At 59.3% G+C, this 14,966-nt stretch carries 12 protein-coding genes and 1 tRNA gene; 12 read left to right on the plus strand and 1 reads right to left on the minus strand.

Annotated elements, in window-relative coordinates:
• The 3 genes from DW037_RS07595 to DW037_RS07605 all read left to right on the plus strand — a co-directional run bounded on the left by DW037_RS07595 (position 1) and on the right by DW037_RS07605 (position 2,507).
• Positions 1 to 702, plus strand: coding sequence for an ABC transporter ATP-binding protein (locus DW037_RS07595; RefSeq protein ID WP_035137222.1), 702 nt, complete (start codon positions 1 to 3; stop codon positions 700 to 702).
• 326 nt (positions 703 to 1,028) lie between these two features.
• Positions 1,029 to 1,706, plus strand: coding sequence for a copper homeostasis protein CutC (locus DW037_RS07600; RefSeq protein WP_117582915.1), 678 nt, complete (start codon positions 1,029 to 1,031; stop codon positions 1,704 to 1,706).
• Between the two features lie 3 nt (positions 1,707 to 1,709).
• Positions 1,710 to 2,507, plus strand: coding sequence for a DUF4931 domain-containing protein (locus DW037_RS07605; protein WP_117582916.1), 798 nt, complete (start codon positions 1,710 to 1,712; stop codon positions 2,505 to 2,507).
• A 30-nt stretch (positions 2,508 to 2,537) separates the two neighbouring features.
• On the opposite strand, the gene DW037_RS07610 is transcribed toward DW037_RS07605, so the two are convergent.
• A complete protein-coding gene (locus tag DW037_RS07610) occupies positions 2,538 to 3,536 on the minus strand; it encodes a bile acid:sodium symporter family protein (protein WP_117582917.1) in 999 nt (332 codons plus the stop codon).
• Between the two features lie 275 nt (positions 3,537 to 3,811).
• On the opposite strand from DW037_RS07610, the gene recJ reads away from it, so the two are divergent.
• The 9 genes from recJ to rplT all read left to right on the plus strand — a co-directional run bounded on the left by recJ (position 3,812) and on the right by rplT (position 14,664).
• On the plus strand, positions 3,812 to 7,099 hold the full coding sequence (gene recJ, locus DW037_RS07615; RefSeq protein WP_117582918.1) for a single-stranded-DNA-specific exonuclease RecJ: 3,288 nt from the start codon (positions 3,812 to 3,814) through the stop codon (positions 7,097 to 7,099).
• A 15-nt stretch (positions 7,100 to 7,114) separates the two neighbouring features.
• Positions 7,115 to 9,475: a bifunctional (p)ppGpp synthetase/guanosine-3',5'-bis(diphosphate) 3'-pyrophosphohydrolase gene (locus DW037_RS07620; RefSeq protein ID WP_117582919.1), complete on the plus strand. Its 2,361-nt coding sequence runs from the start codon at positions 7,115 to 7,117 to the stop codon at positions 9,473 to 9,475.
• An 84-nt stretch (positions 9,476 to 9,559) separates the two neighbouring features.
• Complete coding sequence (locus DW037_RS07625) at positions 9,560 to 10,243, plus strand: MBL fold metallo-hydrolase (protein ID WP_117629661.1); 684 nt, start codon at positions 9,560 to 9,562, stop codon at positions 10,241 to 10,243.
• 194 nt (positions 10,244 to 10,437) lie between these two features.
• A complete protein-coding gene (gene fba / locus DW037_RS07630; protein ID WP_035137086.1) occupies positions 10,438 to 11,304 on the plus strand; it encodes a class II fructose-1,6-bisphosphate aldolase in 867 nt (288 codons plus the stop codon).
• Positions 11,305 to 11,657: 353 nt separating this feature from the next.
• Complete coding sequence (locus tag DW037_RS07635) at positions 11,658 to 13,091, plus strand: transglutaminase-like domain-containing protein (protein WP_117582921.1); 1,434 nt, start codon at positions 11,658 to 11,660, stop codon at positions 13,089 to 13,091.
• Between the two features lie 39 nt (positions 13,092 to 13,130).
• Positions 13,131 to 13,217, plus strand: a tRNA-Leu gene (locus DW037_RS07640).
• 247 nt (positions 13,218 to 13,464) lie between these two features.
• The gene (infC, locus tag DW037_RS07645; RefSeq protein ID WP_006234423.1) at positions 13,465 to 14,034 is read left to right on the plus strand and encodes a translation initiation factor IF-3; all 570 of its coding nucleotides are present in this window, start codon (positions 13,465 to 13,467) and stop codon (positions 14,032 to 14,034) included.
• Between the two features lie 32 nt (positions 14,035 to 14,066).
• Complete coding sequence (rpmI, locus tag DW037_RS07650; protein ID WP_006234422.1) at positions 14,067 to 14,258, plus strand: 50S ribosomal protein L35; 192 nt, start codon at positions 14,067 to 14,069, stop codon at positions 14,256 to 14,258.
• Positions 14,259 to 14,304: 46 nt separating this feature from the next.
• On the plus strand, positions 14,305 to 14,664 hold the full coding sequence (gene rplT, locus DW037_RS07655; protein WP_006234421.1) for a 50S ribosomal protein L20: 360 nt from the start codon (positions 14,305 to 14,307) through the stop codon (positions 14,662 to 14,664).
• Positions 14,665 to 14,966: the final 302 nt, after the last annotated feature.

Below are 14,966 nucleotides of genomic sequence, written 5' to 3' on the forward strand. Positions count from 1 at the left end.
ATGCTTTCCGTCTACAACATCAACGTCTGGTACGGCGCCATCCACGCCATCAAGGACATCTCCTTTAACGTCAACGAGGGCGAGATCGTGGCCCTGATCGGTGCGAACGGTGCCGGCAAGTCCACAACGCTCAAGACGGTCTCGGGCCTGCTGCGCTCTAAGACCGGCTCCATCAAGTTTATGGGCGAGGACATTACCCATACGCCCGCTGATAAGCTGGTTGGTAAGGGCCTGGCTCAGGTTCCCGAGGGACGTCGCGCCTTTTTGCAGATGACGGTCGAGGAGAACCTGGAGATGGGTGCCTATACGCAGCCCAAGTCCACGGTGGCTCCGGGCCTGGAGCGCGTCTACGAGCAGTTCCCGCGCCTGAAGGAACGTCGTCGCCAGGTCGCCGGCACCCTTTCAGGCGGCGAGCAGCAGATGCTCGTTATGGGGCGCGCCCTTATGAGTAACCCCAAACTGCTCATGCTTGACGAGCCTTCCATGGGCCTGGCGCCGATTCTGATTGAGCAGATCTTCCAGATTGTCGAGGACCTGCACAAGGCCGGCACCACGGTGCTTCTGGTCGAGCAGAACGCGCAGATGGCGCTCTCGATCGCCACGCGTGGCTACGTGCTCGAGACCGGCAAGATCACCATGACCGGCACCGGCCAAGAGCTCCTGCACGACGATAACGTGCGTAAAGCCTACCTGGGCGGTTAACTAGTTACGCGGTTTTACCAAACCGCGTAACGGCTCGACGCTGCAAGCCCGCCAGAGCGGCAATCTGCCTTTCAACTTCGGCGGCATGACCAGAAGGTCAATGCCGCCTCGTTTCAAGGCACCTTGCTCGCTCTGGCGGGTTTTCGCTGTCGTTGCCAAAACATCGACGTTGTGGCAGATGCCAACGACTATTCCCTTTAAGTTGCGGTGGAATAGGGACTAAATGGGAGCCTCAGAGGTCAAAAGAGTCCTTATTCCACCGCAACTTCATGGGGGTGTGTGACAATGCCCGTCGGAAAACATCTGCTGTCTTTGGGGGTCTATCTATGCTGTACGAGTTTTGTGCCGAGAACTTTGAGCGTGTGCCGGCGGCTATCGATGCCGGTGCTAAGCGCATCGAGTTGTGCGACAACCTTGCCGTTGGTGGCACTACGCCCTCGGCCGGCGTTATCAGCACTACGGTCAGCTATGCTCACGAGCATGACGCGCGAGTGATGTGCATGATTCGCCCGCGTGGCGGTGACTTTCACTACAATCAGGACGAGCTGCGCATGATGGAGATGGACTTGGGTCTTGCCGTGAGCGCCGGCGTTGACGGCCTGGTCTTTGGCTGCTGCAAGCCCTGTGCCGGCGGCTGGGCGCTCGACGAGCTCACCCTCGGCGCCCTCGTGATGGCTACGGGCTGCGCGACCGAGGAGTGCAAGCGCGGGGTCATCGATATCACCTTCCACATGGCCTTTGACCAGCTCTCGCTCGAGGCTCAGCTCGATGCCATTGACACACTCGCCGACTGCGGCATCACGCGCATCCTGACGCATGGTGGTGCTGCCGGAACGCCGATCGAGGACAACCTGGAGCACCTGTCGCGTCTTGTCGAGTATGCGGGCGACCGCCTGACCATTCTTCCCGGTGGCGGCATTTCCACGGCCAATCGCGATACCGTGGCGGCGGCACTGGGCGTCTCCGAACTCCATGGCACCAAGATCGTGCCGCTGGAGGTATAACCCGTGGCGCTGGTATTTGACGTCCAGCAGGCGAGCGGTAAGCCCGACGATAATCGTCGCCCTGGCACCGCGTGCCCCTTTTGTGACACGGAGGGGCTCGCCAACATCATCCAGCGCGATGGTGACTGCATCTGGCTCGAGAATAGGTTCAAGACCTTGCGCGCCACCCGTCAAACCGTGTTGATTGAATCGGCAGATCACGATGCCGACTTGGTGACCTATGAGCCGGATGAACTCCACCATGTGATGCGGTTTGCTCTGGGCTGTTGGCAGCAGATGATCGATTCCCAGCAGTACCGCAGTGTACTCATGTATAAGAACAAAGGTCCGCTTTCGGGCGGCAGCCTCGTCCATCCACACATGCAGATTGTGGGCTTGGAACAGGAGGACGGCTATGCGGCGCTGACCTTAGCCAACTTTGAAGGCATCGCTGTCTGGCAGCAGGGGAGAATCTCGGTCAACATCTCAACCGAACCGATTATGGGATTCTTTGAGGTCAACGTCTCGGCTCCACAGGGAATCGCCGCCAGCGACGACGCCCGCGACCAAGCCGAAGCGGACCTGTTTGCCGATGCGATTCAGGTGGCCCTGCGCTATATCCTGCACGAGCACCACGGCGGCCGCGCGGAGTCGTACAACTTGTTCTTCTACCACATGGACGGCCGGACCATTGCCAAGGCGCTTCCGCGTTGGGTGGTTTCGCCCTACTTTGTCGGCTATCGTTTGGCCCAGGTTAATGCCGAGACCACGCTCGATATCGATGCTGATCGCCTGCGTGCGCATCTGGAAACGCTCGTATAGCAAGACTAACACCCGCGTAACGCGGACGGTCTAGCGTCCCATGGCGTCGCGGCCGGCCTCGACGCGCTTGCGTTGGGCGGCGCGCTCCTCGCCGGTCAGTCGCTCAAAGAGATGTCCGATAACCGAGGCGAGCACCTGCTGAAACAGCGTTCCGCACATGACGGGAAACACGACTTCGCCTGGAAAGTACTGCGTGGCGATGACGGCGCCCGAAGAGATGTTACGCATGCCGCAGGTAAAGCACATGGTGGTCGTCTCGCTATACGGCAGGTGCAACGCACGGGCGACCAGAAAACCGACGACAAAGCCGCTGATGGCGAAGACCAAAATAAAGAGGGCGACTTCCAAGCGCTCAACATTCATGTGCAACACGTACTCGCTCATGGCGGTGGAGTTGGACGCGATGACCCCCATCATCATGAACTTGCAGGCGGGCGAAAGCGCGGGGGAGAGTTTCTCATGTCCCCATCCGCGCGTGAGCTCGTTGATCACGATGCCGAACACGGCAGGGATGGCGATCATAAAGGCCGTGTTCTGCATCATGCCCGGAACATCGATTGCGACGGTGGCACCCAGCAGGAGCTTCAGCGTGAGCGGAATCGTCACGGGCGAGATGACCGAGGACGTCAGGATGATGGTGAGCGCGAGCGGGCCGTTGCCGCCGAACATGCTAATCCACATAAAGGCGGTGACTGCCACGGGTACGCTGTACTCGAGCGCGATGCCGCAGACAAGGTTTGGGTTGGAACCAAAGAACAGTGAGCTCATGGCATACGCCGCGATGGGGATGAGCACGGCCGAGACAAATAACGCCAAAATCAAATGTAGGGGACGGCGGAACACCTCGGCCACCTGGTGAAAGGTGTTGCTGAGCGCACCTTGGAACGTCATAAAGGCAAACAGGGCGGGAACGATGGGCTTGAGCACGCCGATCTGCCGGGGAAAGAGCACGCCGAGCGTCACGCAAATCGGAACGATGACCTGCATGTGCCCCGCAAGAAACTTGCCCAGTCCAACCCATTGCTTCATATGCTCTTGTGACTCCCTTTGCTCGTGAATCCGTTTTGAATGGATATGCTAGACGCTCGCATGCGTCCGTGCGTCAGAAACGCTCGATTATTTCGAGGGTATTACCGCCCTCGTTTATCGAAACCGCGGCGTGCTGGACGTTGTGCGTCCGCGCTGCACGGTATAATAAATCCGTTCAACAGATCTGCCTGCCGAAGCGGGTATACACAGAGGACTCATCGCTATGAACCGTGAGAGGTATCGCGGCGACCTGCCCCTATCGGGGGTGGGCGCCTATGTCATCGCTTAAGACGACGCATCGCTGGGCAGTCGCTCGGCAAAACCCCGAGCTCGAAAAGGAGCTTTCGGCTGGCCTGGGCATACCCGGGCTGGTGGCGCGCATTATGGTTGCGCACGGCATAACATCCATCGAGGAAGGCCAGCTGTTTTTGACGCCTTCGCTCGATCGCGACTGGGCCGACCCACTCATTATTCCGGGCATGGCGGTCGTTGCCGACCGCGTCGAGCGCGCTATTCGCAACCACGAGCACATCGCGGTCTTTGGCGATTTTGACGTCGACGGCATTACGTCGACTTGTCTGTTGACCGAGGCGCTACGTTCGTTTGGCGCCAACGTCACGCCGTTTATTCCGCATCGCTTTGACGAGGGCTACGGCCTGTCGCGTGCGGCGCTCGACCGCGTCAACGAGCTCGCCCAACCCAACCTGATCGTGACCGTCGATAACGGCATTGCCGCCAAGGAGGAGGTCTCCTATCTGGAGAGCCTGGGGATCGATTTGGTGGTCACGGACCATCACGAGCCGTCCGACCAGGTGCCGCAGGGCGTGCCCCTGACCGACCCCAAGCTCGAGGACGAGGGTCCCTCGCGCGAGCTTGCCGGTGCCGGTGTGGCGCTCAAGCTGGTGCAGGTCCTGGGCGAGCGTTTGGGCAAGCCGTCGTATTGGCGTTCGCTGATCGAGGTCGCGGCGCTGGGCACCGTGTCCGACATGATGCCGCTCACGCCCGAGAATCGCGCACTGGTCGCCGAGGGCATCCAACAGATGCGCGTGACGGCCCGTCCCGGCTATATCGCGCTTGCCGCACTTGCCAAGGCCGACCTTTCTACCATTACGGCCGACGGCCTGTCGTTTTCGCTCATCCCTCGTCTGAATGCTGCCGGCCGCATGGCTGATCCCAAGCTGGCGCTCGACCTGCTGCTTGCCCGCGATCCTATCGAGGCAAGTGCACTGGCAGCCGAGCTCGAGGAAATCAACCGTCAGCGCCGCGAGATCGAGGCGGAGCTCACACGCGACGCCATGGCAAAGGTCGAGGAGACCTATGACGGCGGTCGCGCAATCGTCGTGGGTGGCGAGGGCTGGCACGAGGGCGTCAAGGGTATCGTAGCGAGCCGCCTGACCAACCGTTATCACGTGCCGGCGCTGCTCTTCTCGATTGAGGACGGCGTTGCGCGCGGATCGGGTCGCTCGGTGGGCAAGGTCAACCTGTTCGACGCCGTCGAGCGTTGTTCCGACCTGCTGATTCGTCGCGGCGGACATGCCGGTGCGGTGGGTGTGACCATCGAGGCATCCAAGCTCGATGAGTTCCGCCGCCGCCTTTCCGCCGTGCTATCGGAGCTTCCCGCCGAGGACTTTGAAGACACCGACGAGGTCGCCGCCACCGTCGACCTTTCCGAGCTGAATATCGAGACCATCGAGCAGATCTCCCGTCTTGAGCCGTTTGGCCAGGGCAACAAGGTGCCGCTGCTGGCTGCCGAGGGCGTGACGATGTGCGACCGCGCCGTGGTGGGCAAAACCGGCGAGCACATGCGCTTTGTGGCGACCGATGGCGCCGCGAGTGTGCCGGCCATTATGTTCCGCGTGCCGCAAATCGATAAGCTCATCAACTGCGATAGCGCTGTCGACTTGGTGTTCGAGGCCGTTGCCGAGCATTGGCAGGGGCGTGTGAAGCCCAAGCTCATGATCAAGGATGTTCTGGTCCGCGATACCACGCTGCCCAGCGTCGACGATCCGGCATGCGAGCTTCGTCGTGGCGTGCAGCCGGCGGATTCCGGCCTGCGCCTGGAGTCGCGTAAGCGCGAGACGCTCGCCCAGCTTTCCTATACCGAGCTCACGCGCTCGCTTATCCATAGCTTTATCGGATCGAACCAGCCGCACCGCGCGCAGGTTGAGGCGCTCGATGCCTTGGCCGACCACCAGAGCGTCTTGGCCGTTATGGGAACGGGCCGCGGCAAGTCTCTCATCTTCCATGTACATGCTGCGCGCGAGGCTGTCCTTCGCGGACGTGCGAGCATCTTTGTCTATCCGCTGCGTGCGCTTGTTGCCGACCAGGCCTATCACCTCTCGTCGACGATGGCAGCGCTTGGCATTGGCGTTGGCGTGCTGACCGGCGAGACCGTGGAGGCCGCACGCGATGATGTGTTCGCCGGCCTAGCTTCGGGCCGCACCGGTATCGTGCTCACGACGCCCGAGTTCCTATCTATCCACCGTGACCGCTTCGCGCGTTCGGGCCGCATCGGCTTTGTCGTTATCGATGAGGCGCACCACGCCGGCCTTGCCAAGGGCGGCGACCGCAGCGCCTATCTCGACATGCCCGATATCCTCAAAGCCCTGGGCGACCCGGTTGTTATGGCTGCGACGGCCACCGCGACGGCTCCGGTCGTGGCCGAGCTTGCCCGCATGCTGCCGATTACTCGCACGGTGGTCGACGAGACGGTGCGCGAGAACCTGCAGCTCGAGGACGACCGCGACCTTGCGAGCCGCGAGAATCGTTTGGTGTCGATCGTGGCGACGGGGGAGAAGACCGTCATTTACGTCAATTCGCGCGACCAGTCCGTGGCGCTCGCCAAGACGTTGCGCAAACGCGTGCCAGACTGTGCGACCCATATCGCGTTCTATAACGCCGGGCTCGCGCGTTCCGATCGCCGCCGCGTAGAGGAAGCGTTTCGTGACGGAAACCTCAGTTGCATCGTTTCGACCTCTGCCTTTGGTGAGGGCGTGAACTTGCCCGATATCCGCCATGTCGTGCTCTACCACATGCCCTTTGGCGCCATCGAGTTCAACCAGATGAGCGGACGCGCCGGTCGCGACGGCCAACCTGCCGTGATTCACCTGCTCTATTCGTCGCGTGACGCTCGCATTAACGAGCGCCTACTCGACTGTTACGCGCCCGAGCGCGATGAGCTTGTCACGCTCTATCGAGCGCTGCAGACCATGTGGCGCTCCAACCGTGGCAAGACGGGGGACGATTCATTCTGCGCAAGCGATATCGACATTGCGCAGATGTGCCTTGCCATCGATGCTCGCACGCCGGTCGACGAGCGCTCGGTGGAAAGCGGCCTGGGAATCTTCGAAGAGCTCGGTTTCTGTCGCGTTTCGGGGTTTGACGATACGCGTCGCATCGCGATGGCCGAAAACCCTGGCCGCGTGCAATTGAGCAGGTCAATTCGCTATTTGGAGGGCTTGCGCTCGCGCATGGAGTTCTCGGCTTTCCGGAGCTGGGCGCTCGATTCGTGCGCTTCTGATATGCTAGCCAAAGTTAACCGCCCGATCGTACCGCGGGCCTAGGGGAAGGGGACCTCGATGGATGCCGCAGCCCGTACCGCCCATGATTCCACCCTCCAGCCGTTTTCGGAGATGGAGCACTATAAGCATGCCGATGAGCTGCCGCCCGAGATTATGGCGGACAGCTACGACAAGCTAGAGCGCCTGTGCCTCAAATATATGAATGAGGACGACTTCTCTAAGGTGGAGCAGGCCTATTGCTTTGCTGCCGAGAAGCACTGCAACCAAAAGCGCCGCTCGGGTGAGATGTACATCAACCATCCCGTCGAGGTGGCCATCATTTTGGCCGATCTCAAGATGGACTGCGATGTGGTGTGCGCCGCGCTGTTGCACGATACCGTCGAGGATACCGAGACCTCGCTTGCCGATGTTTCCGGCCTGTTTGGCGATACGGTGGCCGAGCTCGTCGATGGCGTGACCAAGCTCACCAACATCGAAGTCGACAGCATGGACGAGAAGCAGGCCCTCACGCTGCGCAAGATGTTCCTTGCCATGTCCAAGGACATCCGCGTCATTATCGTCAAGCTTGCCGACCGCCTGCATAACATGCGTACGCTGGCGGCCCTTCGCGAGGACCGTCGCCTGTTTAAGGCCCGCGAGACCATGGACGTATACGCGCCCTTGGCCGACCGTCTGGGCATGAGCTCTATCAAGTGGGAACTCGAGGACCTGTCCTTCTTTTACCTGGAGCCCGATGCCTACCAGCGCATCTCGCGCATGGTAGCCGAGTCGCGCGAGGTTCGCGAGCGCTATCTGGCCGAGACTATCAAGACGCTCACCGATGAGCTCAACCGCATTGGCCTGGAGGGCTTTCAGATCAACGGCCGTTCCAAGCACTATTGGTCTATCTATCAAAAGATGAAGCGCAAGGGCAAGGAGTTCTCCGAGATTTACGACCTGGTGGCGCTGCGCGTCATCACCCATTCGGTGCGCGATTGCTATTCCACGCTCGGTGCGGTGCATACGCTGTGGCACCCCATGCCCGGTCGCTTTAAAGACTATATCGCCATGCCCAAGGTCAATAACTACCAATCGCTTCACACGACGGTTATCGGACCCACGGCTCGTCCGCTCGAGATTCAGATTCGAACCTACGAGATGCATGAGCAGGCCGAGTACGGCATTGCCGCCCACTGGCTGTATAAGAAATCGGGCGGATCGTCTGCGTCTAAGACCAATGATGCCCAGCGTCTGGATGACCAGATTAACTGGCTCAAACATTCGCTCGATTGGGCTGCGTCTGATGAGATCACCGACGCCAAGGAATACCTGCATTCGCTGAAGGTCGACCTCTTCGATCAGGAGATTTTCGTCTTTACGCCCAAGGGCGAGGTCATGGCGCTTCGTGCCGGCTCCACGCCGCTCGACTTTGCCTACGCCGTTCACACCGAGGTGGGAAACCACTGCGTCGGCGCTAAGATCAACGGTGCGGTGGCCCCGCTCACGCACGAGATCAAGACGGGCGACCGTGTCGAGATTCTGACCAACAAGAGTTCCAAGCCGTCGCGTGATTGGCTCAAGATCGTTAAGACACCTTCCGCCAAGTCAAAGATCCGCCGTTACTTCGCCGCCGCGACCAAGGACGACGACGCTGCCGCCGGCCGCGATATACTGGCTAAGGACCTGCGCAAGCGCGGATATGGCATCTCTACGCCACGATCCACGCGTGCGCTCAACGCCGTGGCGGAGCAGTTTAACTATAAGCAGCTCGAGGACCTGTTTGCCGCCGTTGGTGCGGGCAAAGTCGCCCCACGTGCCGTTGGCAATAAGGTCGAGCAAATCTTGGACCCCAAACCCGAGGAACAGCTCACCAAGGCCGAGGCTATCGCCGAGGTCGTCAAGCAGCCTGCCCGCGGCTCCAACCGCAAGCCGCAAAAGCGCGGCAAGAGCGCCAGCAACGGCATTATCGTCAAGGGCGAGAGCAACAGCGGCCTGCTGGTCCGTCTGGCCCATTGCTGCAACCCCGTGACGGGCGACGACATCGTCGGCTTCATCACGCGCGGTCGTGGCGTTTCGGTGCATCGCGCCAACTGCCCCAACGTCAAGGGTCTTATGGAGCATCCCGAGCGCATGATCGATGTGGAATGGGACGGCGCTGCCGACACCCTCTTCCAGGTCGAGATCGTGGTCGAGTGCCTGGACCGCATGGGCCTGCTCAAGGATGTCACCATTGCCATTGGCGATGCGGGTGGCAATATCCTTTCTGCCGCCACGTCGACCAACCGCGAGGGTATTGCAACCCTGCGCTTTATGGTCGAGATCTCGGACGCGAGTGGTCTGGATCCGCTGCTGGCCTCTATCAGCAGCGTTGACTCGGTCTACGACGCGCGTCGCTTGATGCCCGGCGAGGGTGGAGCCCAGCTTAAGCGCCGCGTTTAGTCGCGACGAACGTGCCATATTATCGATATTCGCTACACTCGAGGCATCGTTTGATGCCTCGAGTTCTATAGAGAGGAGAGGGACATGAGTGCTGTGTCCTTGGATTTAACTCCCAAGGGATCGGTCGAGATCGAGACGCTCGTAAACGGTCCCATTCAGACCAATAGCTATGCTGTCATTTCGGACAATGAGTGCGTGATTATCGACCCCGCATGGGAAGGCGAGCGCTTGGTGGAGCATATTCGAGCCGAACACCCCGATGTGCAGGTGCTCGGCGCCGTTTGCACGCACGGTCACGCCGACCATGTTGGCGGTGTCGCTGGAGTTCGGGCCGCCGTTGGCGCCGACGTCCTGTACGAGCTGTGTGGCAAGGACGCAGCAGTGCCGCATGCGAATATCGAGGAGCAGCGAGCGATGTGGGGCATCGAGACGCCCGATCCAGGTGAGCCGACGCGGCTGCTTGCCGAGGGCGACACCATTGAGCTGGGCGACATTTGCCTGCAGGTAATTGAGGTGCCCGGGCACACACCGGGCGGCATCGTTCTGTTCGCCGCCACTGAGCAGGGGAACATTGCCTTTGTGGGCGACACGCTATTCCCGGGTGGGCATGGCCGCACCGATCTTTCTGGAGGAGACGAGGCGGCGATCCTGCGCTCGCTCTCCAAGCTCGCCCAGCTTCTCCCGCCCGATACCGTTTGCCTAACCGGCCATGGCGATTCGACCACCATGGCACGCGAGCTCATGCAGAGCCCTTTCATGCAGATGTAGCTTAATAGTCGGCTTTTGAAGCACGAGAAGCGTCCAAACGTCAAGCTATTTTTCCCCAACGGGTCGATTTCGTAGGGCAAACGGTCAAAAAAGTCTGTTTGGACGATATTCGTGAACAAACGAACGTTTATGCTCGGGTGCGCCGTGGTAAAATCTCAGGCGTTATCGGAGCAACCTTACAGGAGGTTTCTTTTATGCTCGTCAACGCAGCAGACATGCTCAAGAAGGCCGAGGCCGGCAAGTACGGTCTTGGTGCCTTCAACACCAACAACCTCGAGTGGACCCTGGCTATTCTCCAGGCCGCCGAGGAGGCCAAGTCTCCGCTGATCCTTCAGTGCACCGCTGGTGCCGCTAAGTGGATGGGCGGTTTCAAGGTCTGCGCCGACATGGTCAAGGCTGCCGTCGAGGCCACGGGCGTTACCGTTCCCGTCGCCCTTCACCTCGATCACGGTTCTTACGAAGACTGCTTCAAGTGCATCGAGGCCGGCTTCACGTCCATCATGTATGACGGCTCTCACGAGGAGACCTTCCAGCTTAACCTCGACCGCACCAAGGAGCTCGTTGAGCTTGCCCACTCCAAGGGCATGTCCATCGAGGCCGAGGTCGGTGGCATCGGCGGCACCGAGGACGGCGTGACCTCCAGCGGCGAGCTCGCTGATCCTGCTGAGTGCAAGCAGATCGCTGACCTGGGCGTCGACTTCCTCGCCTGCGGCATCGGCAACATCCACGGCGTGTACCCCGCCGACTGGGCTGGTCTTTCCTTCGAGCGTCTGGGCGAGATTAAGGCCCAGACCGGTGACCTGCCCCTCGTTCTGCACGGTGGCACCGGCATCCCCGAGGATCAGATCAAGAAGGCCATCTCCCTGGGCATCTCCAAGATCAACGTCAACACTGACCTGCAGCTCGTCTTCGCCAAGGGCGTCCGCGAGTACATCGAGGCTGGCAAGGATCAGCAGGGCAAGGGCTTTGACCCCCGCAAGCTCCTCAAGCCTGGTCGCGACAACATCGTTGCCCGCACCAAGGAGCTCATGGAGGAGTTTGGCTCCGTCAACAAGGCGTAAGTAGCGGTTTAACTTCCCGCCGGAGGCCCCGTTTCCCCTACGCTGTTTCCCTCGCGCTCACCTGGCTTTGCCAGAAGTCGCGCGACGGAATCAGCTCCGGGGAAACGGGGCCTCCTTTGTTAACTCGCTACAGGGTTACTGGGCTGAATTAAAATGGCTACTGGCTTCGCCAGAAGTCGCGCCAAGGAAACGGTTCCGGGGGACGGGGCTTCCTTCGTTTAACGCCGCAGGCTTACAAGTCTGAATTCATTTTTAGAGGTACCGTTTATCGGTGTTGAGAGCTCCTTTATTGGGGCTTTCTTTTTTATCTCGCTACAATGTGCTTCAAGAGTTCTAATGACTTGGAGTTTGGTATGGCTGTTATTGATGTACTGCCTTCGGATGAGAAGGTTATTGACGAGGGCCCTGTTGGTTGCTCTGTCGATGTTTGCTGTGATGATTTTCGCCATCTCGATATTGGGCTAACGCCTGAGATTCTTCGTCTTAAGGATGCCGGATATTTGACGCAGGCTGTTGCTGCCTGCGATCGCCTTTTGGAGCAGAACCCTGAGCCTTCGCTGGCTGCTTGTGTTCGTGCAGAGCGGTATCGCATGCTCGAGACGCCGCTTCATTTTTCGGTGTCGCGTGATCGGGCCATTGCGATGATTCGCGAGGAGTGGCCTGAGTTTACCGAAGAGCAGTTCGATGACCTGATTAATCGTAAGCGTATTGACTGGCGCTTTATCGATGGCGAGCTGTTTGTTCTCGATAACTTCCTCGATTCACTTCGCGTGTACCCCAAGGAGGTCCCGGGTCTGCGTCCCGATTCTACGGATGGAATTGCGCTGCGCAACCAGATGCTCGAGGAGATGGAGTCGCGGGGCGGGCTGTCTCGCGCCATCACGCTTAAGGCATGCGTGTCTGTCCCCGGTGCTTTGGAGGGAGAGACTGTTCGCGCGTGGCTTCCCGTTGCCGCCGCCTGCCGCCAGCAATCTCAGGTCGAGATGCTTGATATGACGCCGGAGGGGGCCGTTGCTCCTGCGAGCGCCTCGGCGCGTACTGCCTCGTGGGTCTCCTTGACTGATCGCTCGTTCTCAGTGACCTATCGCTATCAAATCGATGCCGCTTATCGCGATATCTATGGGGGTGCGCTTCCGGCGCATCCGTGTATGGACGCGCCGCTGCCCGAGGACACCTCCGAGGACCGTCCGCACATTGAGTTCACGCCATATTTACAACAACTGACCGAACATGTCGTTGACGGGCTCGAGGATCCGCTCGATCGCGCCCGTGCTATCTATGATTACCTGACACAGCATATCGACTATCGCTATCAGCCACCGTACCTGCTTTTGGGATCTATTGCCGACGACTGCGCACACTCGCTCCGCGGCGATTGCGGCGTTATGGCGCTCACGTTTATCACCATGTGCCGCATCGCGGGCGTTCCTGCCCGTTGGCAGAGCGGCCTGTATGTTGCGCCCGATTCGGTGGGACCGCACGACTGGGCCGAGTTCTATACACCCCAGACCGGTTGGCTTAACGCCGACGTATCGTTTGGTTCCTCCGCACGCAGGATGGGGGAGGAGTGGCGTCGTCGTCACTACTTTGGCAATCTCGACCCGTGGCGTATGGTGGCCAACGATCGATTCCAGGCTGAGTTTGTGCCTGCTTTCGACGGCATGCGCGAGGATCCCTACGACAACCAGATGGGCGAAGCCTCGGTTAACGGACGCGGGTGCCGCCAGCGTGAGATGCTCCGTTCGGTCGAACTCATCGAAATGCTCGAAGTTCCATTTTCGGACTAATCAACAGAAAGCTGTGATAAACTAACTCACGCATTACGTGCCCGAGTGGCGGAATTGGCAGACGCAGTGGACTCAAAATCCACCGTTGGCAACAACGTGCGAGTTCGAGTCTCGCCTCGGGCACCATACATGCACCTGCGCTTCAAGGGGGTTGCGGCCCCCTTTTTCGTGTACGTAATGTGATAACGCGCGGTACGTGTTATTATTCGCAAGGCGTTGTTCCCGCAATGCCCTAAAGAGGAACCTGAGGGTTCCCACCTTTTGGCGCCAATGAGCAGCTGACTGGTCATACAACTTAGATTCCCTTCCTCATACCGAGGATGTCTATGTGTACGACCTGGTTGCAAAGAAGCGCCGGGTTATTTTTTTATGAATGGAGGTAGGGAAAATAGCTAAGTCTGATGACACCCGCATCAACGACGAGATCACTGCATCTTCGTGCCGTTTGATTGGCGTCGATGGCTCTCAGCTCGGCCTGTTCGCCATCCGCGATGCCCAGCGCGTCGCCGACGATCAGGGTCTCGACCTGGTCGAGATCGCTCCCAACGCGGAGCCGCCGGTCTGCAAGGTCATGGACTACGGTAAGTTCAAGTACCAGCAGGCCATGAAGGCCAAGGCCGCTCGTAAGAACCAGTCCAAGGTCGAGGTCAAGGAAATGAAGTTCCGACCCAAGATCGACGTTGGCGACTACGAGACCAAGAAGGGCCACGTTCTGCGTTTCCTCAAGAAGGGCGCACGCGTTAAGATCACCATCATGTTCCGCGGCCGTGAGATGGCTCACCCGGAGCAGGGTCTTAACGTTCTCGAGCGTCTCGCCGAGGATCTCAAGCCTTACGCTACGGTCGAGTCCAAGCCTAAGATGGAAGGCCGTAACATGCTTATGCTGCTCGCCCCGATTAAGGGCGCCTTCGATGAGGATAAAGCGGCAAGCGATACCAAGTAACTAGTGTTCTGTAACCGATTAAGGAGTATTTCATGCCTAAGATGAAGTCCCACAGCGGCACCAAGAAGCGTTTCCGCAAGACTGGTACCGGCAAGCTTATGCGCGCCAAGGCTTTCAAGAGCCACATCCTGAGCAAGAAGTCCACCAAGCGTAAGCGTGGCTTCCGTCAGGAGACCGAGATTGCCGCTGCCGACCGCAAGGTCATCAAGTCGCGTCTCGCCTAAGTTCGCGTTCCCATTTTTCGTTTTACCGTCTAGGAGTTGATAGAACATGGCACGTATTAAGCGCGCTGTTGCCGCCAAGAAGAAGCGCCGTACCGTTATGCACCGTGCGAAGGGTTACTACGGTGCCGCTTCGCGTACTTACAAGCATGCTAAAGAGCAGGTCCAGCACTCCCTGCAGTATCAGTATCGTGATCGCCGCAACAAGAAGCGCGAGATCCGCTCTCTCTGGATCACCCGTATCAACGCTGCTGCTCGCCTGAACGACATCTCTTACTCTCAGTTCATGCACGGCCTGAAGGTTGCCGGCATCGAGCTCGACCGCAAGGTCCTGGCTCAAATGGCTTACGAGGACATCGAGTCCTTCAACGAGCTGGCTACCATCGCCAAGAAGGCTCTCGAGGCCTAATTGATTCTCTTGAATCGCTAGGGGAGTGTCGCGCTGTGCGCGGCGCTCCCTCTTTTTATCTAAAGCGCTGGTTTATTTAGCAAAAGCGCGGGTAGATAGACAGTTACAGGTGACCGATCTTTATATATCTCTAAACCGAAGGGTCATCATCTGATACGTGCAGTATTTCTGCACCAGCCTTTCTATTTCTTATATAGGAAGCGATACATTGTGTAGGACTTGTGAAGAGTTGAATTGACGTCCCACATCGCTTCGCGGTCTGGCAATATATCTCCTTGCCGCGCGGCCCGGTCGGACCGGAT

This window comes from Collinsella sp. AF39-11AT, assembly GCF_003474585.1.
GTDB lineage: Bacteria > Actinomycetota > Coriobacteriia > Coriobacteriales > Coriobacteriaceae > Collinsella.